Below are 21,392 nucleotides of genomic sequence, written 5' to 3' on the forward strand. Positions count from 1 at the left end.
TAAGGGCATGCCGGAATCCTGTGGAAATTTCATCAATGGATCCTTACCGCGTCGGGCCTGATCGTAAGGCTCTGGAGGAGCTATTCTTTTTCAGTCCGCTTCCCCCTTCACGGAACGGCATTGCCGATTACGCGACGCGTGTCTTGGCGGAGCTTTCGTCCCACTACGACGTGACGGCGTTCAGCGACTCACTATTTTCCGAGGTCCCGCCGGGCGTGACGCTGGCCGATGAGGCTTGCGCGTTCCAGTATCTCCGGCCCGGCGCCAAGAATGTGTACCAGATCGGCAACAATCCCGGACACGTCTTCGTGTTACGTGCTGCGCTGCGCCATCCTGGTGTGGTCGTATTGCATGATCCGCGCCTTCTTTATCTGTATCAGACGGCAGGAACCTCGACTCAGGATCTCTACGATCTGATGGCCGCATCGAATCCGCGCGCCGCGGAGCTGGTTCGCGCGGCGCGCGTCGATGGTCGTGGGCCGACCCGGGCCGATCACGTCCTGTTCGACGCCCTGGCGGATGTTGTGAGGGCGTCCCGCGCCGTCGTGGTGCATTCCGACTACGCCCGCCAGCTGATCCGCAAGCAGCACGGGGACGTCGCCGACAAGGTCGTGGTCATCCCGCACTTCGCGTACCCGCCCGTGACGCTCGCGCGGGCGGCGGCGCGCGCGGCCATGAACGTCGCCGCGGACGCCTTCGTGGTGATCACGGCGGGCTTCGTCCATCGACGCAAGCGCTACGAGTGGCTGATCGAGGGCCTTGACCAAGCCTTGCAAACCATCCGGCAGCCGGTGGTCTGGATCCAGGCCGGCGAGTTGCGGGAGGAGGAGGTGCCCCTCGCGGAGCTGCTGGACCTCCACCCGGCGGTCAAGGCGGTCTCGCGGGTCACGGGCTACCTGTCCGAGAGCGACCTCGACACCGCCGTCGCTGCCGCCGACGTTCTGGTGAACCTGCGCTTTCCATCGGAGGGCGAGAGTTCGGGATCGCTGGCGCGGGCGTTCGGGAACGGCACCTGCTGCCTCGTCTCCGATACGGCCGCGTTCCGGGAGATCCCGGACGATGTCGCGATCAGGATCCCGACGGTCGATGCGCCGCGGGCGATCGCGGCGGCACTGGACGCGCTCGCGGCCGCTCCCGCCCTCCGCGACGCCTTCGGCGCACGGGCCGCGCGCTACGCCGCGACGGAGCTGTCGATGAGCCGCTACGGCGAACGGCTCCGAGGCGTCCTCGACAGGCTCGACGCGTTCCCGGTGACGGCAGCGGCCCCCGCCGGGGCGGCGCTGCCCACGCTCCGCCTGCCGCCCGATCCCGCCTCGGCGCGCGCGCGCCTCGAGGCGCAGCTCGCCGCCCACCCGGCGGGCATGAGCGTCGAGATCGGCCCGATCCAGGCCCTCGTCGACGCGCGCGCGATCCTGGCATCCGTTCTGCCGGGAGGCGCCGAGGCGCGGCACGTGCGGGTCGTGCCGGTCTCGGCGGACGGCCCGGCCGACGAGGCGTCCTATCAACTCCGGCTTCACGTCTCCCGCCAAGCCGTGTCGCGCACCCAAGCCGTCTCGCGCACCCAAGCCGTCCCGCGCCCCCCGGCGACGGCCTGATCGACGCGCATCCCGGTCCCACCCGCATCGAGGCTGACGTGGCTTCCCTTCGCAGCATCCTGTCGGTCGTTCGAGCCTTTCGGTCGGCGGACGCCCGGAGCCTGATTGAGTCGGGCCTGTTCGACGCCGCATGGTACCGGAAGCGCTACCCGGCTGCCCGCCGCGGCCTCGTCTCGCACTACCTCGCCTCCGGGGCCGCGGAAGGTCACTGGCCCAACCCGCTGTTCGATCCCGTCTGGTACGCGACGGCCTACCCGGAGGCGGTGGCGGACGGGACCTTGCCGATCCTCTCCTATCTCCGGGACGGGCTCGCGACCGACCGGCGGCCCAACCCGGTCTTCGACACAAGGTGGTACCTGGAGCGCTATCCGGACGTCCGCGACTACCGGTTCCACCCCCTCGTGCACTACCTGAGGCACGGCGTCGAGGACGGCCGGGATCCGAGCCCCGACTTCAGCACGCTCTGGTACCTGGAGCAGAATCCGGACGTGCGGAATGCCGGTGAGCACCCGCTGGTCCACTACCTGCACTTCGGGATGCACGAGGGGCGCGCTCCGCGCCCGGCCTCCCCGGGAGACCGGGCGGCCGTCCACCGGACCGAGCCCCTCACCCGCCTCGAAGCGATGGTCCGGCGGGCGCAGGCCGGGGAGACGGAGCCCGCGGACCGGGCCGATCCCGTCTTCCGCTCCCTCGCCGAGGCGGTCGCGGCGATCAGGCTGCGCGATCCGGACGCCCGCTTCGTCGACGCCACCTATCCGGATCATGTCCTGCCCGGCCTCGTGCCCGATGCCGTGCTGGCCGGCCCGGCGGCCTTGCTGGCGCAGGAGGGTCCGTTGGGGTTCTACGCCGCGTTCCGCCAGCAGGGCGGTCGCCAGCCGATCTTCGTCGGCGGCCTACCGCGCCGGCCGCCTCCCCACGAATGGGTCTACGTCGGCGCCTGCGACGCGCTGCCCCCCCGCCTCGGGCCGGCCCTCGCCGCGCGATCGTTCCTGGTCCGGGACGAGCCCGACCGGATCGCGCAGGTCGCCGCGCGCGCCCCGGCCGAGATCGATTCGCTCGATCTCGGTCCGCCCGATGCCGAGGGCCTCGGGGTCGCCGCGCTGCTCGCGCCGGGGCGGCGCGCGGCCTTGACCGAGCCGGTCGGCACGGCCGAGTTGCCGAACCTGGACCGCATCCTGCTCCTGCCGGATCACGCGGTCTCGACCCCGGGCGAGGTCGAGACCGCCGGCGATTTTTCCTGGATCTGGTGCGGGCCGGACCGCATCCAGCGGTTCGCGCTCGGGCGGCGGCCCTTTCCCCGTACGACGATCGGGATCGCGTTCAGGGCCGCCGATGTGGGGATCGGGTCGCGGTGCCGCGACCTGCTCCGCTTCCAGGTCAATGGCCGCACGGTCGAGGCCGTCGTGGCGGTGTCGGGTCGGGACGGGGCGGCCCTGATCGCCGTCCCGCCGGCCGGGCCGGCCGGGCCGCTGACCCTCTCGATCGGCTGCCGGGACGGCGTGCGGGCCCCGGGAGACCCCCGGCGGCTCACGGTGCACGTCACCGCCATCACCCTCACGCCGGCCCGTCCGGAGACGGCATCGCAGGAGATCGCAGCCCGATGAGCCGCCCCACCTCCGTCGGAGCCGGCCCCCGCATCCTCGTCGTCTCCCCCATGGCGTCCCATCCCGCGAACCAGGGCAATTCGCTCCGGCTCCTGGCGTTCAACCGGGAGCTGATGAGGCGCGGCAGCCGCATCGACCTCGTCTATTACGGCATGGAGGGGCTGACGCCGGAGAGCGAGGCCGCCATGCGGGCCGCCTGGAACGACTTCATCTTCGTTCCGAGCCGGCCGCTCGGACGTCCGTCCTACGCCACGCACTGGGGCATCGACGACTGGTGCTCCGACGCGCTCTGCGAGGCCGTGGAGCGCCTCACCGCCGAGCGCCGCTACGACGCGGTCGTGGTGAACTACAGCTGGATGTCCCGCGTGCTGGAGTTCTGCGACGGCCCGGTGAAGGTCCTCGACACGCACGACGTGTTCGCGGGCCGCCGCGACAAGATGGTCGAGGCCGGCCTCGACCCGCGCTGGTTCTTCACCTCGGTGGCGCAGGAGCGCGAGGCCTTCGCGCGGGCGGACATCGTCATCGGCATCCAGGAGGCCGAGAGCGGCCTGATCGCCGAGCATTGCGCCGGCCGGGTGCTCACGGTCGGGCACCCCCTCGCTCTCGACTTCCTGCTCGAGGAGGCGGGGACCGAGCGCCCGCTGCCATTCGGCTACTTCGCGAGCGGCAACCCCTGGAACAAGCGCTCCGCCCTGGCCCTCGACGCGGCGCTGGCGACCCGTCCGTTCCGCAACTGGGCCATCGCCGGCACGATCTGCGACAGCCGGCTGCGCCTGAGGACTGCACCGCTCGAACTCGGTCGGGTCGCGCATCCGCGCGAGTTCTACGACCACGTGGACTGCGTCGTGAACCCGATGATCGGCGGCACGGGGCTCAAGATCAAGACGATCGAGGCGCTGTCCCATGGCCGGTCGGTCATCGGCACCACGGCCGCGTTCGAAGGGCTGCGGCCCGCCCACCCGTTCCACCGCTTCGCCTCGGCGGAGGCGCTGGCGGAGGGCATGCAGGATCTCGCGAGGGATCCCGCACTCCGGGACGAGGTGGCCCGTGCGAGCCGGACCCTCGCCGTGGCCTATGCGGGCGCGGTCGCCGCCCAGTTCGACATGTTGATCGCTTCCATCGAGGACCTCGCCCATGATCGCCGAAGCCAGCGCCACGAAGAGCTCGCCTGAGCCCCGCCCGGCGGTTCCCGCGCATGCCGGGCGCGATGCCGGGGATGCCGCGGCCTTTCCGTTCGGCCGGGCGCGCGTCCTGCCCGGCCACATCGTCCTGATCGCCGAAACCGAGGCGCGCCTGCACGGCCCTCTGCTGGCCCTCGTCGAGGGCATCGAGATCGGCCGCAGCCGGCCGCTGGATCGCTGCGCCGCGGGTGACGAGGTCTCGATCCCGATCCGGCGCTTCCCGTTCGTCCCGCTCCCGTGCGAGGTCCGCTTCTCCGGCGAGGACGGCCTCGATGCGGCGGCGCCGATCGCGCTCGCCTCGGAGGCCGAGGCGGTGCGGCTCGCGGGCCCCGGCGAGGTGACGTGCGACGATCTGCGGATCGAGAACGGGATCGTGACCGGGACGCTCACCAACGCGGTCAACGGGCTCGCGGTCCCGGTGCTGGTCGGGCAGATCAACGGCGTGTTCCGGCAAGTCCAGGTTGGGCCGCTGCGCATGCGGGACGAGGGCGGCAGCACCTGCCGGCTCTCGCTGGCGCTCGAGGCCGGCGACCTCACCGAGACCGGCGCGACCATTCGCGTTCACGCGCTGCCGAACCTCGCACCGATCGCCCAGATCGGCTTCTCACGCGCCGACAAGGATGCTCTGGCGGAGGCCGTGACGCGCCTGGAGGCGAAGGTGGCGCAGCTCGCCATGAGGGCGCGCATCGACGCGGCGGGCGCTCAGCGCGTCCTCGAGGAGGCCGTCGCGCGCCAGCAGACGCGCCTCGACGCGATGACGGAGTACTTCGCGGCCCTCGTCTACGACCGAGGGGCGGGGGTCCCGGACGATCAGGCGGCCGCGGCCGAGGTCGACCGCGTCCTCAAGGCCTTCTACGAGACCGTGCAACGGCCCGACGACGGGCGGGCCGTATCCTCCACCCGGAACATGGTCCGCCTCGCGCCGACGGACCCGAGCTTCGGCGACGACTGGCACGCGCCGGAATACTTCGACGGCGTCTCCTTCCGCTGGATGCCGGTCGCCGCCACGATCCTCAATCCGGCCGCGGATCGGCGCGCGACGGGGTTCCTCGTCAGCGTGTTCTCCTATCTCGGCGAGGTGCCGCCCGACGTTTTCGTCTCGCTCGACGGTGGGGAGCCGGTCCGCGGCGAGAGGATCGGCCTGGTCGACGGGCAGTCCTACACGGTCCGGATTATCCTGCCCTCGCCGCAGCATTTCGGGGTTGCGCGCCTGATCTCCAGCCAGGCGAGGCGGCCGAGCGAGCTCGACCCGACCTCCCACGATCGGCGCATCCTGTCGTTCAGCGTGACCGGAATCAGGCTGCTGCTCGAGCCCGACGAGTGAGGCCGGGCGCTGACGGCGGCACCGTCGAATTCCACGCCCAGGTCACCGGCGACGACGCTCCTGCCGAGACGAGACGCCGGACGACGCTCTCGGGTGCAGGCCCCGGCACCGGGCGGCGGTCACGGCCGAGGATGCCGGCGGTGAGGACGTCGGGGCGAAGTGATCCGCTGTCCGGACGCTCACGTCCGTTCAGCGGATGACAAGCCCGCGCGGCGCCTGAGCGAAGCCCCAATCCGCATTGCGACGCAATCCGTCGGATCACGAGCCCGCGCGGCGCTTGAGCGAAGCCGACCTCCGCATGGCCGAAATGGGAGATGGCGAAGCAATCCGTCGGATGTCGGATGACCCGCCTCGACGCTCCGGCGCGGGCCCGCCGCATGTCGCGCCAGCCCGCGCATCCGGACGCGGCCCGCGACGATGACGCCCGCACTCTGCGCCTGTCGATTGCCTCACTGCCAGTCCGGTCGTGTCATCCAGAACCGCGTTCGCTGCGCCGAGCCGTCAGGTTGGCTGGTAGTCAACCTTCATGAACGGAATTGGAACTCGCCCGAGAAACTCACATATGTCCCGCCCAACCGATGGACTTCCGAGATCCGTCATCAGCAACTGGCCGGTCCCGCGAAAGAAGTCATACACCTCAGCCGCATGCTGCTCCATCACGGCTTTCAAGCTTCCGTCGCTGACGTCGGAAATCTTCTGCGGGAGATCGTGCAAGTAGCGGGTATAGACCACTTTCTCATACGGATCGAAGTCTCGCCTGCCGATGTGCCGCCGGACCGACCGAATCCAGTCTTCAGCCGGCCGGTGTAACACGATGAATTGCGAGGATGGAAACCGTCTCGCCAGAACATCGTAGATTCCGCAGATTGGCACGTCGCTGACGGCATCATGTTCATACAGGACTTTATTCAAGCTGTAGGAAACGTGCCACCTGTCCGCTTCACGGCCTCGGATCTCTTCCTCAAGATCGATGCCATCGTAAAACTTAGGCCAGTGGATCGATTTCAGCCCGAGATCACACAGCAACCTATGGACACTTTGAGTTCCGCAACGGTGGAGACTCGCCACGAACACTTTTCTGCTCCGCAAGAGCTCAGTCATGGTGCTCCGCTATCGTCTCCTGAACGGCGCGCCGCCTGCCGTCATCCGTACCGTGCGCACCCCATTGGGGTTTATTTCTCATAGAGACACAGAATATAACGGAGACCCATGAAATCAAGCGGAATCTCAAAGTGCTGCGAATGGATCGTCAGCACGGCCGCGATACGTCGGCCTTCGGATTTGATTTGGACCGCTTTACCGAGCGAAAGTAAAATGCCGAGCTTCGCGAATTCTCGTCGATTTCTAGATCGACGACCGATCAACGCCGGCACCCCACAGAGGATCCCAGCGAAGGGGCTCGGATCCTCGGAGATTGAAGGGCGCGGCCAAGGGCATGCCCTTCCATCGTGAGTCCGGTCGCTCAACCGGCCTCGCGCATCAGGGTGCCGATGCGCGCCAGCCTGAAGCTGGTCGCGATCACGGCGGCCCGGACGTGCGCCGCCGCGGGCTCAGGCCGCGGCCGTGCGCGGTCCCGGGCCGGCGGGACGGGCTGGCGGCGCGGGCGGCCGCACGACCCGAGAGGCTGAGGCGCCGACCCGTGTGCGGATCGGGGTGCGGCCATGGGCGGGCGGCGTGCGCGGCGCCGGAGCCGCGGCGCCCTCGGTTCGACCCCCGAAGACGATCCCGACGTCGCCTCCGGCGACGAGCCCGCGCCTCCACCACCGACTCGTCGCGGCGGCAGTGGCGAGCGCGACGCGGCGTCTCGGCGGTCGCCAGGAGGGTGCGCCCCGCGGTGCGGTGCGGGAGGTGTCGTCGCACCGCATCCCATTCTCATCCAGTCTCCCGCGCAACTCGGCCGCCGGCACCGGGGCCCGTGACAGGTCGGGAACCTCCTGCTATGACGGTCCGAGGTATAACGCCGACACGCGTGTGCTCTCTTGCCAAAACTGAAACCTGCTCATTTGCTTACGAAATACGTTGAGGAGAGCGGGCCACGCGAGAGATGATGCGAGTTGGTATATTAATCATCTGGGAGATGACGTCTTGAAATTTGTTCGTGCAACAATCTTATCCGATGATCCCCTCATCATATTCACGGGAGGCTCGGGTGATGCGCCGGTTTCCGGATCGTCGCTCCTGGCGGAGCCTCTGCGTGATCGGAAAGTAACGTTTCTAATCTTGACCTTATGGTCGGCCGAGAGCAACGATCATGCCGACAACTTGATGAATTTCGTAAAGAAATATGAGGCCGATTATCCAAATCACGAATATATCGTTTTTTGCAATACACAAGCTGAAGTCGAAAATCTTGCGCGCCGGGGCGTGCGGGCTTATTTTGGACAGCAGAACTCTTTCATCGATCCGAATGTTTATAAACCGATCGATGGCATCCCGAAAGATCTACAGGCAGTCTATACGGCACAGCTTCACCCGTTCAAGAGACATGCTCTCTGCGCCGACCTCGACTCCGTAGGCCTCGTGTATCACTCGTTCGGAGAAGAAACGCGTGCGTACTACTCGGAGCTGAAGCAGCAGATTCCGGGCGCTCGCTTCATGAATGAAGAGCTGACGAGCCCGCCGCACGGGAATCTCTCGGCGCCGGAAGTCGTCACCATCATGAATCGGGCGCATGTGGGACTCTGCCTCTCCGCCGAGGAGGGCGGCATGCATGCCAGCGTCGAGTATCTGCTCACCGGCCTGCCGGTCGTCTCGACGCCGTCCAAGGGCGGGCGCGATTTCTTCTTCGACAACAGCTTCGTCGAGATCGTGGATCCGACGCCGGCCGACGTTGCGAGGGGGGTGAGAGAGATCATCGGGCGGGCGCCGCCGGCGCAAGAGATCCGCAACCGGACGATCGACCTCCAGCGCAAGCAGATCGCTCTGTTTCAGGATTACCTGGACGGCTTGGTCAAGCAGAATGGTGGCTCCGGGTACGATCGGTCGCTGTGGAACGCGCGCTATCGGGACAAGCTTCTCGGTTGGGAAACGCTCGACGAAGTGTTGAAGCGTATTCCGGCCTAGCGCCGCAGGCGTGCCAGCGCGCCGAGATCGTGTAATCCGGGCGCCGGGACGACCCGAGCTTCCGCTCTTCGCGAGGGGGCGTGCGGCATGCGTTGCGACGTCCCGGCCGCGCGCCGCTCTGATTGCCTCGTCGGGAATGCGGCGGATTGCCGGATCGACAGCAATGCGCGCTCTCCCTGACCGGCGGCGCGCACGGATGCGACATCGGCTCTGCGCATCCGCGCCGCGCACCCGTCTTGCCCGCAGGAGATCGAATTGGCCACGCGGCACCCGCCGGCCCTATCCGTCCTGCACGGCGCGAAAGTCTGGTTCGCACTCTCCGGACCGTGCCGCAATCGCACTTAGCTGTTTGGGATCGCCCCGTTTCTGTGGACGGTTCGTGGGCTTGGCGGACCAGGGTCTCGGTTACGGGCTGTGGGTGATGCCCCTGTTCGGAGACGCTGGGTGAGCGGTCGCCCAGGGCGGAGTGGTGCCGCACCGGGTTGGCGAAGCCCTTCAGGTCGCTGAAGAGGGCCGTGCGGGCCTCTGGCCGGGAGCGGAAGCGCCGGCGGGCGAGCAGTTCGCATCCCAAGCTCGAGAAGACGCTTTCGGCCTTGGCGTTGTCGTGAGCATCTCCGACCGAGCCCATCGAGGGCCGCACGCCCGCCTCGCGGCAGCGGCCGCCGAAGGCCAGCGAAGTATAGAGCGGACGACCGATCCAGGCGTAGTCCCCGGCCTTCGAGACGCCCAGCACGCGCGCCATGGCGGCGATCGGGAAGCGCGCCTGGTTCTTGCTCATGAACCGGAAGATCCCGACGGCAGAGCCCCGGTCTCGCGCGCAAACCAGGCTGTCGCGCGAGAGAGGATGTCGCGCTCCAGCCTCAGTTGCCGGTTCTCCCGCCGCAGCCGCAGCACCTCCTCGCGCTCCGTCACCGACAGCGCAGCCTCAGCGGCAGGGGGCTTCGCCTCTCGACGTCCTTCCTGCCGGTCGGCCTCGGCCGCCCGGTTGCGGATGGCCTGGGCCGACGGCTCGAACTCGCGGGCGAGGTCGGTCGGAGCGCGCCCGGCGCGCACCAACTCGACCATCTGGCGGCGGAGCTTCACCGGGTACGGGGGACGGGGTCTCGGCATGGCAAAAACACCTCACGCGAAAGCGTTCTCGGTGTCCACCAATCCGGCGCAATCCCAATCCACTAATCAGCCGAAAACCGTATGAGGGGTAGGGCTTGCGAGAGGCGTGCATGCACCGTCATCTGGCTATTCCATCCCCCACAGGTCCATAACAGCCTATAGCGCGCTATAGCGCGCCCGAGAGATAGCCTTGCTCCCGGCCTGCCAACGCGATACCGCTACGCCTGTCCCGTAGTGGCTCCGCATCCGTCTGATCGAGAGTGACCGGAGAATTGCGCGCGTGCAGGATCTGGATTGGTCTACCTTCGAGGTGATGCTCGCCGACGCGAGGCTGTCGGGCGACGGGCGCCGCTGGTTGTCCCAATCCGATCGCCGCGCCGACGCCGGCATCCGCGCGCACGTCGTCCGATCCGGCCGGCCCTCGCCAATCCCGCCGCCGAGCCTGCGCGGCGTCGCGGTGCTGACCCAGATCCGGCGGTTGCTCGGCGCGGCTTCCCCGACCTCGCGGTCCTCGCCGCGGGCGCCCCGCGCGGCCTGGGGGAGGCGGGGACGTCGTGGGGGTGAGCCGGAGCCGGCCGGGGACGCCGTCGGCCTGCCCGGAAGAGGCTGCGCCCAGCGGCGTGGGATCTCGCGCGAGCCGCCGGCGCCGTGCGGCGGACCCCTCGTCGAGTCCAATGACGGTCAGTACGTCCTACGCCTTGCGAAGTCTGACAATGTGCCGTACCTTGGGTAAAATTTCCTATCCGATCGAATCGACAGGGCAACACTTAAATTGAGGAGCGCATAATTTATGAGGGCGCAGGAAACACAAGAATTACGGTTCGAGAATGACGCAAGTTTCGAGATCGTAAGCGAAGCTCCCCGCGACGTTAGAATTAGAGCCAGCGATCAGCTCGACAAGAGTAACGGTTTGCATTTTCGTGAGTGGACCCGACCGGCAGGTGATTGCTTTCGCTGGTCGGGGGCGCGGGATAGCGTCCGGCTTCCAATCCGCATCGAGCGCGGCGCCGGCGTCGACATCGACGTGGAAGTCATGGGCACGGCGTGCAATCCGGCCCAAGCGCGGCTGCGGGCCGACGGCATCGATGTCCCGACGCCGGACGGTTCGGCGGCCGAAGGCTACTTCCACCTGAGAGCGTCCCTCCCCCCGGTCGTCGGCCAGTCGCTCATCCTGGAGATCTCCTCGGCGACGAGGCCGGAGAGTCAGGAACCCGGCGGGCGGAATCTCGGTCTCGCCATACTGTCCGTCAGGGTCGTATCCAAAGATATCGCGCATGGCTAATCCCGCTACACTGTCCGACCGACAAAAATCGACCGTCGGTGACGAGGCGATGCAACGCCTCAGTCAAGTCGAAGCTCGGCAAACAGAGCTCGAATCCGCGCTCGAGAAGAATCTGGGCGCCGTCGACGCGGCCGTCAGAGCGGCGTTCGATGCGGCGACGACCGCCTCTCTGATGGCGAACTGGAGCTTCGATGCGAGGATGCCGAACACGCTGAGCGGCAATCTCTCGCTCCCGGAGCGCGACGCGTCCGGTCGCTGGGTGAGATGGCTCCTGGGGATGCCCCGGCTGGAATGGACGGTGCAGGTCACGCCGAACCGCCAGTACGACTTGACGGTCGTCGTCCCGAAGTTCGTGTCCAGGCGGGCTTACGACGGCCTGTATGTCCGCGCCAATGGTGAAGATCTGCCATGGCTGTCCTGGGACGGCGCCGTTCGCGGGACCATCGTCGGCGCGGGGCAGGACGGTGTGTTGAAACTGGCCTTGGCCGTGCCCGAGACGGAAGAGGCAGATGCTCCCTTCGCTGTGGCTTCGATCAACCTCAAGGTACGGTGATCCGTGTCCGACAATGCCCGCCTCACCGTTGCGATCTGCACTTTCGACCGCTACGATCTGTTGAACAGGACGGTTTCGACGCTGTTGGAGCGGGACCGCATCGACGGGCACCAGGCCGAGCTTCTGATCGTCGACAACACCCCGCTGGCGCGACGCCGGCCCATCGCGTTGCCCGAGGGCCGCGGCAGCCGCGTGACCTTCTGCGACGAGACCGGCCTCTCCCATGCGCGCAATCTCGCGATCGACGAGGCGAACGGCGAGATCATCGCCTTTCTCGACGACGACGCCCTGGTCTGCTCCGGCTGGACAACGCAACTGCTGAATGCATTCGATGCCCATCCGGATGCATTGATCGTCGGCGGCCGCGTCGTTCCCCTCTACGAGAACGCCGATCGTCTGCCGGAGTGGTACGATGACCGCTTGGCGTCGCACCTGTCGTGCATCGACTGGTCGGACACGGGACGCTTCTTGAACGAGAACGAGTGGGTGGTCGGAGCGAACCTCGCCATCCGCAAGGACGTCTTCCGGCAATATGGCAGGTTCGACCCTTCGCTCGGGCGGCGTGGCACCGCGTCGCTGCTGAGCAACGAGGAGACCGCCCTGCTCGACCGCGTCGGAAGGCACCGAACCTTCTACTGCCCGGAAGCTTGCGTCGAACACATCATCGCCGCCGACCGCCTGACTCCGGAACATTTCCGCCGCCGCGTCTTCTGGCAAGCGATCTCCGACGTGGTCTCCGGCTCGTGCTGGATGACCCTCGATCTGGCCTACGAGCGTTACAAGACCAGGATGGTGCTTGCTCCGCCACAGTATCGGAATATCAAGGCCCTGTCATATTTGCCCCGCACGTCGGCGGAATTCGTTGTTCAACTTGAGTCGATATACGCCATGGCGATGATTGCGAGCGCCGGCTTCAAGCAGGGAGAGGATGCATGACGGTGCCGGCGACCTCGCCCAATCGCTTCGGCCAGACCGTCCTCTTCATTACACCATTCGCATCGCATCCGGCGAATTCCGGTCAGCGGCGGCGCGTCTTCCAAATCGCATCGCTGCTCAAACGGGCAGGCTTTCGGATCACGTTTGTTCTCTATGCCTTCGAACTCCCCTGGTATTGGTATTTCGATCAGATTTCCTACCAAGAGATGGTCAACACCTGGGGTGAGGTGCATATCTATCCCGCATCCAAACAAGTCGGTCTCCCTCCTCAGGACGGAAACTTTCATTCGCTCGACGAATGGTGGGATCCTGCATTCGAAAAGTTCTTAGAGCGTCTGAATGAAATCAAAACATTCGACGTCACCGTGGTCACCAATGTTTGGATGACAAAGGCTTTCTATTCAGCGTTTAATTCGTTCAAGATCCTCGATACGCTGGATGTATTCTCGAAGCGTCAACAGATAGCGAATCGCACGGGGATTGCGCCGGAGTTCTTCTGGACGGATGAACGGAACGAGATGTTCGGATGGAGCCGGGCCGATCTGGTGGTCACGGTCACGGACGAGGAAAAATCGTATTTCGGCGATAAAATCACCGTTCCAGTCCATAACATACCGATTGTTCTGGCCGAAGCGGCGGCAAAAAAGACGCGGCGGTCATATATCCATGACGACAGGGTCGTCTTCGGCGTGCTGAGCAGCGCCCAAGTCTACACGGTGATCGGGTTGAACGCCGTGCTCCAGGAGCTGGAGCTGCAAGTCGAAGAAGATTTTTCGCCGGTCGATCTGATCATCGGCGGCACGATATCGGATCATGTGAAGACCAATTTGCCCGTGCAGCGTCTTGGGGAGGTGGCCTCCGAAGAGGAGTTCCTCGGCCGCGTCGATTTCATTATCGCGCCCCAATTCGATGGAACCGGTTTCAAGGTGAAAGTCGCGGATGCGATGCTCGCGGGCATTCCGGTCCTCGCCGCGGAGCATTCGAGTATCGGAACGGGTCTCCCGGACAGTTTCGTCTTCTCCTCTCCCAAGACGCTCGCGCGCGCCATGTCGCGGATCGCGCTCGACCGGCCCCCGCTGTCACGCTTCCTCGACGCGGTCGAGGCGGCCGCAGCGGATCTCGTCGCCGCACGCGAGCGCTCCGAAGCGGAGCTCATTGCGTCGATCGAGAGGGCGTGCGGACTCCTGGTGCTCGATGTCCGGGGTCTGTCGGCGGAGGAGCACTGGCCGATCCTTGCCTCCTACGTGAGCTGGTCCCGCATCCTGTCGGATCGGATGAGGGTCTTCTTCCTCGTCGATGACAACCTGAAACGCATCATCGGGCGCCTGCGCAATCGTTGGTACGAGATTGTCGGCGAGGCCGACCTTCCAGATCTGAAAACCAGCGGGAAGATGGTCGTCGCGCTCGGGCCATTGCGGGCCAATGATCTATCGAGGTCGGTGCGCGACGGTCGTTGGGATTGGTTGCTCGGCGAGCAGGTGGTCTCCGATCCCGGAGACGACGCAGTGTCGCAACTCCCCTTCCTGCATTCCGACATCGACTGGCTTCCGGGTGTCATGACCATGATACGCGGGCGCGGTGATCTGGCGGCTACCGACAAAGCCGGCGAGAGGATCGCGGGGCCGAGTGTCGCGCGCGTGACCGTGGTCGAAAACAGCGAACTTGCGCGGGCTCTGCCGCGTGCGGGTCGTTCAAGCGACGTCATCATCGCACTCTCGGATCGAGGGATGTTCAACAACCTGATCGCGGAACTGCTTTGCGGTGGGCGGGATTCGGGGCCCGAACTCGCTTGGATCGGCCGGGCCGGAGCGCCCGCCGAAAGGCTGCTTCACGAGATTGCATCCCGCTGCTCCCTCAAGTTCACGGGCTCGACCATCTGCGGGCGAAGCTCTTATGACGATGTCGAGAAGTACGCCCGGGCGCTCTTATCCGGCGTCGCGATGCCCCTAGAGCGGCACCCGATCACGTTGCAATCGGGTGCCGCTCTCGATCTTTGATCTTGCCGCATTGTCCGCGACGAACCGGCATCCACTTCGTCGGAAAATGCTCTAGACCGCGCGGCGTGACGCCGTCGTAAGACGTTTGGTGAGCCGCGGCGGGGCCGTCGCCGATGCGCACGGCTCGCGCCGAAGCTGAACGTCGCCCGGCCATCTCGTCGGATCCTGGCGGGATGGTGCGGTGCTGGCGACCTGCCGGCGAGCGGCCAGTTCCGTCCGGGCTGCGGCTGCGGCGCGCGGGCTGATCCGCGGCTCGCCACCCTCCTCCGCGCCCTCTCGATCCGGCAGCCGCCGGGCAGGGTGCGATGCCAGTTAGTCTTGCAGCCTGAGGGCAAGGCAGTATCCATCCGGTCAGAACCGCGGCGCGTTGGGGTTGCGGCGTGTTAAGCTGGACTCATGCAGATCGATGAGGAGCGGATCGACGAGGCGGTGCTCGGCCTCCCGTGGCTGACGCTCCACGATGAGCGCCGGGCCTGGAAGGGATTCGACTGGCAGGTCCTCGATCGGCTGCACCGCAAAGGGCTGATCGCAGACCCAGTCGGACGAGCCAAGTCCGTGGTGCTCACGGATGAAGGGCTTCGCCGATCCCGGGCGTTGTTTCACGCCTTGTTCACGCGCGCGACCTGATCGCTGGATCCCGCGCTCAGGCGACCTGAGCCGAACTGGCCATCGCGGGACCGCGGGCTTTCCAGGCCCGGGGCAGGGGTGCGGCGAGGGCACGTGAGGGGTGGTCGTTGATCCGCGCCAAGACGTCGGCCAGCCAAGCTCGCGGATCGACGTCGTTCAGGCGCACCGGGATGACGAGGCGGTCCCGGTGGTGTTCGACGACGCGCTCGAAGCGGCATTCGGGGATGGCGAAGGGGATGGGCATGCCACCCACGATGGGGTGGGCGGGGCAGGCCATCACCGGGCCGAGTCAATCCACCGGCGTCCACGCAAAGTGATCCTGGTGGCTTACAAGGGCTGAGCCGGGCTCGCAGGGGCGGCCCCACGCCGCCACGGCCACAGGGGCGCACCGGGCGGCCGATGAGCGAACGGATGGCGCAGGGTCGCACGTGGCAGTTTCCGGTATACCTTGGCGGTCGACGCGACAGTGCGGCGGAGCCGAATGTGCAGCCGGCGCCGTACCAGGAGCGGTCGCAGATCCTTCAGGATCTCGTCGCCGACCGCGAGGGTATCACGGAGGTCCCGGGCCAGCTCGGCCGCGAAGCTGGCCCCGGACACGGCCGGAAAGTCCTGCACTTGGCGGAGGCTCAGGGCGGCCAAGTCCCCCTGCAGCATCTGCAGCCGCGTGTAGAAGTAGGAGATCTTGCGGGGGAGCGGGGCTTCCAGCCGATCAAGGCAGCCCGCATAGGCCTGATAGACCGCCGCCGGGATCGGGGGCAGCGTCGGCACGGCGACGCGGGGCACCGTGGCCGCCACATGCTCCAGACGAGCCAGAACGTCGTGGGTCTCGATCGCCCGCAGCACGGCAACAATCTCGCCGACCAGGGCAGATGCCAGGTTGCGCTGCCGGTGCCGGCGCTCGCGACGCCAAGCATAAGCCAAGCTTACGCCGAGCACGACCAATGCGGTCAGGACCGCAACATCGAGGGTATGCATCGGGCCGCCTCCGCGGCTGACGTCATGAGCTTGATCATAGCACGGTTCTGCTCGCCTGCATGAACAGTTGACGCTGTCAGGGCCGGTTTTTAGAGTGGCGGTCTGGGGGTGGAGTTCCCCATAACCGCCCACCCGGGCCGATGACTCCTACCGCGTGACGACATGCGGTGGGGGTGCGCCCGCAGACCCGCCGTCGGCGGGTTTTTTCATGCCGTCGCGCATCCGCTTGAGCACCGGCCGAAGGCCGGAGGAGGCGTGTGATGGCGGATGTCTGGCTGGAGCCCGCGGTGTGGCTGGGGCTCGCGCTACTCGCCGCGATCATTGCGCTGCGCGTGACGATCTCGGTGGCCCTGGTCAAGATGATGGTAGGGGCCGTGGCCGGCAACACCATCGGCCTGCACCTCACCGACTGGGTCAACTTCCTGGCCGGCTTCGGCGCAATCCTGCTGACCTTCCTGGCCGGCACGGAGATTGACGCGTAGGTGGTGCGTAAGCACGCCGGGGCCAGCCTCAGCATCGGCGTGTGGGGATTGGGATTGCCCCGTCTCTGTGGACGGTTATGGGGCTTGGCTGACCGGGGTCTCATGTGCGGGTTTTGGGCGGTGCTCCTTCTCGTAGGTGAGGGGTGATCGGTAGCCCAGGGCGGAGTGTCGCCGCACCGGGTTTTAGAAGCCTTCGAGGTCGCTGAAGAGGGCCATGCGAGCCTCTGGCCGGGAGTGGAAGCGCCGGCGGGCGAGGAGCTCGCATTCCAGGGTTGAGAAGAAGCTCTCGGCCATGGCGTTATGGGATGGACGCCTCCCGCTCCGCGCCCAGGTTGGGCGAGACCGAGAGGGAGAAGAGCCATGCAGATGCTCGCGATCGATCTGGCCAAGCAGTCGTTTCACGTTCACGGCGTCGATGCCGATGGTCAGGTGATCTCCCGGCGCGTCGGGCGCACCAAACTTCCGGCGCTGGTGGCCAGCCTCGCCCCGAAGGTGATCGCCATGGAGGCTTGCGCCACGGCCCATCATTGGGCGCGAGCTTTCCTCGCGGCCGGGCATGAGGTTCGGCTGATCAACCCGCGCTTCGTCAAGCCGTTCGTGCGCGGCTCGAAGAACGATGCCGTCGACGCCGAGGCGATCTTCGACGCCGCCTCACGTCCCACGATGCGGTTTGTGCCTGTGAAGTCGACCGAGCAGCAAGACCTGCAGTCGCTTCATCGCGTCCGCGATCGGCTGGTCTCGCAACGCACGAACCTGATCAATCATACCCGTGGGCTCCTGGCTGAGTACGGCCTCATCTACCCGAAGGGTGCGGCCCGCTTTCCAGCGCGTGTGCGGGCGGAACTTTCCGAGGCGGGACTGTCGCCGATGGCGCGAGCCACCTTCGCGGCCCTGCTCGACGAGTTGGAGACCCTGGAGACGCGGCTTGAGCGGCTCGACGATCAACTTCGGGCGATCTGCCGCGAAGACGTCGTCTGCCGCCGCCTGATGACGTTGCCTGGCGTGGGCCCGGTCGTCGCCACCGCCCTCAAGGCCAGCGTCGGCGATGCCCGCCAGTTCCGCTCAGGGCGCGAACTCGCGGCCTGGATCGGCTTGGTGCCGCGACAGTACTCCACCGGCGGCAAGCCGCACCTCGGGGGCGTCGGACGCCGGGCCAACCACTATCTGCGGCGCCAACTCGTGCACGGCGCCCGCGCGGTCGCCTTGCGCCTGGCCACGAAGACCGATCCGCGCTCACGCTGGTTCCAGGCGGTGATCGACCGGCGCGGGTTCAACAAGGGGATCGTGGCGATGGCCAACAAGACCGCGCGGATAGCCTGGGCGATGCTGAGGCGCGAGGAGGATTACGCCCGCGCCTGACGCGGGCGACCGAGATCGTCGCGCGAGCGGCGATGCGTGCGAGGTGACCGACGATGGCGACACGGCGTGGGCCGCCGCTTCCGATCCTGACCTACGACACGGCCTTCGAGGCCGCTAGCGTTATGAGGACGGAAGAAGCGGACCCCATCGAGGCCAGGGGCGTGATCGCTCCACCGACAGGCCGGATAGATTCACGCACCCAAGGTCGTGGTCGTCGCTGAGGAATACCTTGCCGCGGGAGGCGTCCATAGATTGTCGTAAGCATCACCGACCGAGCCCATCGAGGGCCGCACCCCTGCCTCGCGGCAGCGGCTGCCAAAGGCCAGCGAAGTCTAGTGGGTGGATTCAAGTGGTCGTCGCAACGGCTTGGCGGAGGGCGGTTGTGATGGCAGGTCGGCGGCGTTCGGATCGGGCACTTCGCGAGAAGCTGCGGTCACCGGGTCGTCCCGGGGTCGGTCTGCGCGAGACGCGGCGGGGGTTCTGGGCGTTCCTCGCGCAGGGTCTCTCCAGCGAGGTCGCAGCGATGAAGCTCGGGATCTCGCCACCGGTCGGCTCGCGGTGGTTCCGGACAGCAGGCGGAATGGCACCTTCCCACCTGTCACCATCATCCAAGTCGCCTTCTGCGCGCTACCTGTCGTTGGCTGAGCGGGAGGAGATCGCGATCCTACAAGCGCAAGGTCACGGGGTCCGGGACGTCGCTCGGCGTCTGGGACGGGCGGCGTCGACCATCTCGCGGGAATTGCGCCGCAATGCGGCGACCCGCAGTGGCGGCCTGGACTATCGCGCCACGACCGCGCAGTGGCACGCTGAACGCGCGGCACGCCGGCCCAAGCCAGCAAAACTGGCGGGGAACGCAGCGCTGCGGACGTACGTGCAGGAGCGGCTCGCCGGAACTGTCGCGACACCGGGCGGGAGCGCTCTGCCTGGCCCTAGCGTTGCCTGGAAGGGACGGCGGCACGGGCGACGCCAGAGCCGGCGATGGGGTCGATCCTGGAGTCCGCAGCAGATCGCCGAGCGCCTACGGCTCGACTTTCCGGGCGATACGACGATGCGCATCAGTCACGAGGCGATCTATCAGGCGCTCTACATCCAGGGCCGGGGCGCGCTGAAGCGTGAGCTGACCGCGTGTCTTCGCACAGGACGGGCTTTGCGTGTGCCGCGGGCCCGCAGCCTGGGCCGAGGCAGGTCGTTCGTCACCCCCGAGGTGCTCATCAGCGAGCGTCCGCCCGAGGTGGAGGACCGCGCGGTGCCGGGGCACTGGGAAGGAGATCTGATCCTGGGTCTGAAGAGTTCGGCGATCGGGACCCTGGTCGAGCGCACGACGCGCTTTACGATGCTGCTGCATCTTCCGCCGATGGACGGCCATGGGGTGACACCGCGTGCGAAGAACGGCCCGGCGCTGGCGGGGCACGGGGCCCAGGCGGTGCGCGAGGCGATCGCCGGCACGATCGCGCGCTTGCCCGAGCAGCTGCGGCGCTCGTTGACCTGGGACCAGGGTACCGAGATGGCCGAGCACGCGCGCTTGCGGATCGACGCGGGTCTGCAGGTCTACTTCTGCGATCCACGCTCACCCTGGCAGCGGGGGACGAACGAGAATACGAACGGGTTACTGCGACAGTACTTCCCGAAAGGAACGGATCTGAGCGCCCACAGCGCGAACGATCTTGCTGCTGTGGCCGCAGCCCTCAACAGCAGACCGCGCAAGACGCTGAACTGGAAGACGCCGGCAGAGGCGCTCGACGCTGTGCTGGCTGCCGTGCAAGATGGTGTTGCGACGACCGCTTGAACCCAAGGTGCGAGCCCTGATCCGAGTGGTGGATCACGTCTCGCGGCTTTCTCTGGCCAACGGCCATCTCGAGTGCGCCGAGTACCAGTTCAGTTCGCAGATGATCAGCCATTGACCAGCCGACGATCCGGCGGCTGAACGCGTCGAGCACGATGGCCAGGGAGCGGACCCCTGCACTCGTCGGGATGGAGGTGATGTCCGCGACCCAGAGCCGGTTGGGTTCATCGGCCGCACAGCTGCGGTCGACCAGGTCCGGAGCTGGTCTGGCCTCCTGATCGCGCCGCGTCGTCATGGGTCCGCCGCGGCGATGGCACGCCCCGACGAGACCCGCCTCGCGCATCAGCCGCGCAATCCGCTTGCGGCTGTGAGCCTCGCCCTGGTCACGCAACTCCGCCTGGACCCGCGGCGAGCCGTAGGTCTGACGCGAGCCCAGGTGGATCGTGCGGATGCGCCGGAGCAGCACCTCGTCCGCCTGAGCCCGCGCCGAGAGGGGTCGGCCGACCCAGGCGTAGTCCCCGGCCTTCGAGACGCCCAGCACGCGCGCCATGACGGCAATCGGGAAGTGCGCCTGGTTCTCGCTCATGAACCGGAAGATCCAAACGGCAGACCTCCGGTCTCGCGCGCAAACCAGGCTGTCGCGCGAGAGAGGATGTCGCGCTCCAGCTTCAACTGACGGTTCTCGCGCCGCAGCCGAAGCAGCTCCTCGCGCTCGTTCGCCGACAGCGCGGCCTCAGTAGCAGCAGGCTTCGCCTCTCGGCGTCCCTCCTGCTGGTCGGCCTCGGCCACCCAGGTGCGGATGGCCTGGGCCGACGGCTCGAACTCACGGGCGAGGTCGGTCGGATCGCGCCCGGCGCGGACCAACTCGACCATCTCGCGGCGGAACTCCGCCGGGTACGGGGGACGGGGTCTCGGCATGGCAAACACACCTCACGCGAAAGCGCTCTCGGTGTCCACCGATCCGGGGCAATCCCATATGACCACGGGAGCAAGGGCCGACGTTACAGCGGGTCGGTGATCCCGGACGGGCTGCTGCGGGCGGTGACGCTCGTGGCGGTGCTCAACTTGGTGTACTTCGGGATCGAGTTTGCCGTTGCACTGGCGATCGCCTCGGTGTCGCTGTTCGCCGACAGTGTCGACTTCCTGGAGGACGCCTCGGTCAACCTGCTGATCCTGGTCGCGCTCGGCTGGAGCGTGCGCAGCCGCGCCCGGGTCGGCATGGCGCTGGGGCTGATCCTGCTGGTGCCAAGCCTGGCGACGGTCTGCACCGCCTGGGACAAGTTCTTGTCTGGCGCTCGGCGTGGCCCGACCTGCTGGTCGGCATCGGCATGGCGGCTATGAACGCGGATGCCGTGCGTGAGGTCTGGCAGGCCGCTCGGGACGAGCACCGGGCGGAAGCTTGAGAAGCTCACGAGCCTGTCATGTATCCGTATGGGCATACTTCTGCGGACAATCCGACTCTCGGCCATTCGCGTAAGGCGGGCGTATGGAACCAGGTCTGGACCTGCCGCTCATGAGCGG

The 21,392-nt window shown here is 67.0% G+C and carries 18 protein-coding genes, 4 pseudogenes and 1 riboswitch; of the genes and pseudogenes, 14 read left to right on the forward strand and 8 right to left on the reverse strand.

The window, feature by feature from the left end:
* Positions 1-35 precede the first annotated feature (35 nt).
* Genes QA634_RS20260 through QA634_RS20275 form a run of 4 tightly spaced genes read left to right on the forward strand, consistent with a single transcriptional unit; the run spans position 36 to position 5,704 of the window.
* Complete coding sequence (locus tag QA634_RS20260; RefSeq protein ID WP_012333748.1) at positions 36-1,595, forward strand: glycosyltransferase; 1,560 nt, start codon at positions 36-38, stop codon at positions 1,593-1,595.
* A 38-nt stretch (positions 1,596-1,633) separates the two neighbouring features.
* Complete coding sequence (locus tag QA634_RS20265) at positions 1,634-3,199, forward strand: hypothetical protein (RefSeq protein WP_012333749.1); 1,566 nt, start codon at positions 1,634-1,636, stop codon at positions 3,197-3,199.
* Positions 3,196-4,371, forward strand: a complete 1,176-nt coding sequence (locus tag QA634_RS20270) for a glycosyltransferase (RefSeq protein ID WP_012333750.1) — start codon at positions 3,196-3,198, stop codon at positions 4,369-4,371. Before QA634_RS20265 ends, QA634_RS20270 begins: the two co-directional genes overlap by 4 nt.
* Positions 4,334-5,704 (forward strand): hypothetical protein, encoded by a 1,371-nt coding sequence (locus QA634_RS20275; protein WP_012333751.1) that lies wholly within the window; start codon positions 4,334-4,336, stop codon positions 5,702-5,704. The genes QA634_RS20270 and QA634_RS20275 overlap by 38 nt, the downstream gene beginning before the upstream one ends.
* Before the next feature lie 501 nt (positions 5,705-6,205).
* Here QA634_RS20275 and QA634_RS20280 read toward each other — a convergent pair.
* Positions 6,206-6,805 carry a sulfotransferase gene (locus QA634_RS20280; RefSeq protein ID WP_012333752.1) on the reverse strand — a complete coding sequence of 200 codons (600 nt, stop codon included), beginning with the start codon at positions 6,803-6,805 and terminating at the stop codon, positions 6,206-6,208.
* 984 nt (positions 6,806-7,789) lie between these two features.
* On the opposite strand from QA634_RS20280, the gene QA634_RS20285 reads away from it, so the two are divergent.
* On the forward strand, positions 7,790-8,767 hold the full coding sequence (locus QA634_RS20285) for a glycosyltransferase (protein WP_012333753.1): 978 nt from the start codon (positions 7,790-7,792) through the stop codon (positions 8,765-8,767).
* A gap of 421 nt (positions 8,768-9,188) precedes the next feature.
* On the opposite strand, the pseudogene QA634_RS35910 reads toward QA634_RS20285, so the two are convergent.
* Positions 9,189-9,449, reverse strand: a pseudogene (locus tag QA634_RS35910) (integrase core domain-containing protein); the annotation flags it as partial.
* A 92-nt stretch (positions 9,450-9,541) separates the two neighbouring features.
* The gene (locus QA634_RS35915; protein ID WP_415926890.1) at positions 9,542-9,832 is read right to left on the reverse strand and encodes a hypothetical protein; all 291 of its coding nucleotides are present in this window, start codon (positions 9,830-9,832) and stop codon (positions 9,542-9,544) included.
* An 835-nt stretch (positions 9,833-10,667) separates the two neighbouring features.
* Between QA634_RS35915 and QA634_RS20295 the strand changes: the two genes are divergently transcribed.
* From QA634_RS20295 to QA634_RS20315, 5 genes are all read left to right on the forward strand, one after another.
* Complete coding sequence (locus QA634_RS20295; protein WP_012333756.1) at positions 10,668-11,159, forward strand: hypothetical protein; 492 nt, start codon at positions 10,668-10,670, stop codon at positions 11,157-11,159.
* Positions 11,152-11,712, forward strand: a complete 561-nt coding sequence (locus tag QA634_RS20300; protein ID WP_236728657.1) for a hypothetical protein — start codon at positions 11,152-11,154, stop codon at positions 11,710-11,712. Before QA634_RS20295 ends, QA634_RS20300 begins: the two co-directional genes overlap by 8 nt.
* A 3-nt stretch (positions 11,713-11,715) precedes the next feature.
* The gene (locus QA634_RS20305; RefSeq protein ID WP_012333758.1) at positions 11,716-12,648 is read left to right on the forward strand and encodes a glycosyltransferase family 2 protein; all 933 of its coding nucleotides are present in this window, start codon (positions 11,716-11,718) and stop codon (positions 12,646-12,648) included.
* A complete protein-coding gene (locus QA634_RS20310) occupies positions 12,645-14,645 on the forward strand; it encodes a glycosyltransferase (protein ID WP_012333759.1) in 2,001 nt (666 codons plus the stop codon). Before QA634_RS20305 ends, QA634_RS20310 begins: the two co-directional genes overlap by 4 nt.
* A gap of 396 nt (positions 14,646-15,041) precedes the next feature.
* Positions 15,042-15,272 (forward strand): DUF6429 family protein, encoded by a 231-nt coding sequence (locus QA634_RS20315; protein WP_012333760.1) that lies wholly within the window; start codon positions 15,042-15,044, stop codon positions 15,270-15,272.
* Between the two features lie 16 nt (positions 15,273-15,288).
* Here QA634_RS20315 and QA634_RS20320 read toward each other — a convergent pair.
* Together QA634_RS20320 and QA634_RS20325 are read right to left on the reverse strand one after the other, a co-directional pair.
* A pseudogene (locus QA634_RS20320) lies at positions 15,289-15,450 on the reverse strand (transposase domain-containing protein); the annotation flags it as partial.
* Positions 15,451-15,599: 149 nt separating this feature from the next.
* Complete coding sequence (locus QA634_RS20325) at positions 15,600-16,247, reverse strand: hypothetical protein (RefSeq protein ID WP_012333762.1); 648 nt, start codon at positions 16,245-16,247, stop codon at positions 15,600-15,602.
* A 95-nt stretch (positions 16,248-16,342) separates the two neighbouring features.
* Positions 16,343-16,404: riboswitch (Fluoride riboswitch) on the forward strand.
* Between the two features lie 103 nt (positions 16,405-16,507).
* Here QA634_RS20325 and QA634_RS20330 point away from each other — a divergent pair.
* A complete protein-coding gene (locus QA634_RS20330) occupies positions 16,508-16,729 on the forward strand; it encodes a hypothetical protein (protein WP_012333763.1) in 222 nt (73 codons plus the stop codon).
* A gap of 75 nt (positions 16,730-16,804) precedes the next feature.
* Here QA634_RS20330 and QA634_RS20335 read toward each other — a convergent pair.
* Positions 16,805-17,029 (reverse strand): annotated as a pseudogene (locus QA634_RS20335) (integrase core domain-containing protein); the annotation flags it as partial.
* Between the two features lie 60 nt (positions 17,030-17,089).
* On the opposite strand from QA634_RS20335, the gene QA634_RS20340 reads away from it, so the two are divergent.
* Positions 17,090-18,088: an IS110-like element ISMtsp7 family transposase gene (locus tag QA634_RS20340; RefSeq protein WP_012331380.1), complete on the forward strand. Its 999-nt coding sequence runs from the start codon at positions 17,090-17,092 to the stop codon at positions 18,086-18,088.
* Between the two features lie 385 nt (positions 18,089-18,473).
* The gene (locus QA634_RS20345) at positions 18,474-19,874 is read left to right on the forward strand and encodes an IS30-like element ISMtsp4 family transposase (RefSeq protein ID WP_012330561.1); all 1,401 of its coding nucleotides are present in this window, start codon (positions 18,474-18,476) and stop codon (positions 19,872-19,874) included.
* Here the strand turns inward: QA634_RS20345 and QA634_RS20350 are convergent.
* A complete protein-coding gene (locus tag QA634_RS20350) occupies positions 19,774-20,457 on the reverse strand; it encodes an IS3 family transposase (protein ID WP_083784708.1) in 684 nt (227 codons plus the stop codon). The two genes, QA634_RS20345 and QA634_RS20350, sit on opposite strands and share 101 nt — an antisense overlap.
* Positions 20,454-20,744: a hypothetical protein gene (locus QA634_RS20355; RefSeq protein WP_157182184.1), complete on the reverse strand. Its 291-nt coding sequence runs from the start codon at positions 20,742-20,744 to the stop codon at positions 20,454-20,456. Before QA634_RS20355 ends, QA634_RS20350 begins: the two co-directional genes overlap by 4 nt.
* A gap of 144 nt (positions 20,745-20,888) precedes the next feature.
* Here QA634_RS20355 and QA634_RS20360 point away from each other — a divergent pair.
* Positions 20,889-21,274: pseudogene (locus tag QA634_RS20360) on the forward strand (cation diffusion facilitator family transporter).
* Positions 21,275-21,392 lie beyond the last annotated feature (118 nt).

Source organism: Methylobacterium sp. CB376 (assembly GCF_029714205.1).
Lineage (GTDB): Bacteria > Pseudomonadota > Alphaproteobacteria > Rhizobiales > Beijerinckiaceae > Methylobacterium.

Excerpts from the sequence above, each read along its gene's own strand:
- QA634_RS20340 (WP_012331380.1), top strand. The coding sequence starts at position 17,090 with ATGCAGATGCTCGCGATCGATCTGGCCAAGCAGTCGTTTCACGTTCAC.
- QA634_RS35915 (WP_415926890.1), bottom strand. The coding sequence starts at position 9,832 with ATGGTCGAGTTGGTGCGCGCCGGGCGCGCTCCGACCGACCTCGCCCGC.
- QA634_RS20345 (WP_012330561.1), top strand. The coding sequence starts at position 18,474 with ATGGCAGGTCGGCGGCGTTCGGATCGGGCACTTCGCGAGAAGCTGCGG.
- QA634_RS20315 (WP_012333760.1), top strand. The coding sequence starts at position 15,042 with ATGCAGATCGATGAGGAGCGGATCGACGAGGCGGTGCTCGGCCTCCCG.
- QA634_RS20270 (WP_012333750.1), top strand. The coding sequence starts at position 3,196 with ATGAGCCGCCCCACCTCCGTCGGAGCCGGCCCCCGCATCCTCGTCGTC.
- QA634_RS20330 (WP_012333763.1), top strand. The coding sequence starts at position 16,508 with ATGGCGGATGTCTGGCTGGAGCCCGCGGTGTGGCTGGGGCTCGCGCTA.
- QA634_RS20300 (WP_236728657.1), top strand. The coding sequence starts at position 11,152 with ATGGCTAATCCCGCTACACTGTCCGACCGACAAAAATCGACCGTCGGT.
- QA634_RS20325 (WP_012333762.1), bottom strand. The coding sequence starts at position 16,247 with ATGCATACCCTCGATGTTGCGGTCCTGACCGCATTGGTCGTGCTCGGC.
- QA634_RS20310 (WP_012333759.1), top strand. The coding sequence starts at position 12,645 with ATGACGGTGCCGGCGACCTCGCCCAATCGCTTCGGCCAGACCGTCCTC.
- QA634_RS20350 (WP_083784708.1), bottom strand. The coding sequence starts at position 20,457 with ATGAGCGAGAACCAGGCGCACTTCCCGATTGCCGTCATGGCGCGCGTG.
- QA634_RS20260 (WP_012333748.1), top strand. The coding sequence starts at position 36 with ATGGATCCTTACCGCGTCGGGCCTGATCGTAAGGCTCTGGAGGAGCTA.
- QA634_RS20295 (WP_012333756.1), top strand. The coding sequence starts at position 10,668 with ATGAGGGCGCAGGAAACACAAGAATTACGGTTCGAGAATGACGCAAGT.
- QA634_RS20280 (WP_012333752.1), bottom strand. The coding sequence starts at position 6,805 with ATGACTGAGCTCTTGCGGAGCAGAAAAGTGTTCGTGGCGAGTCTCCAC.
- QA634_RS20355 (WP_157182184.1), bottom strand. The coding sequence starts at position 20,744 with ATGGTCGAGTTGGTCCGCGCCGGGCGCGATCCGACCGACCTCGCCCGT.
- QA634_RS20275 (WP_012333751.1), top strand. The coding sequence starts at position 4,334 with ATGATCGCCGAAGCCAGCGCCACGAAGAGCTCGCCTGAGCCCCGCCCG.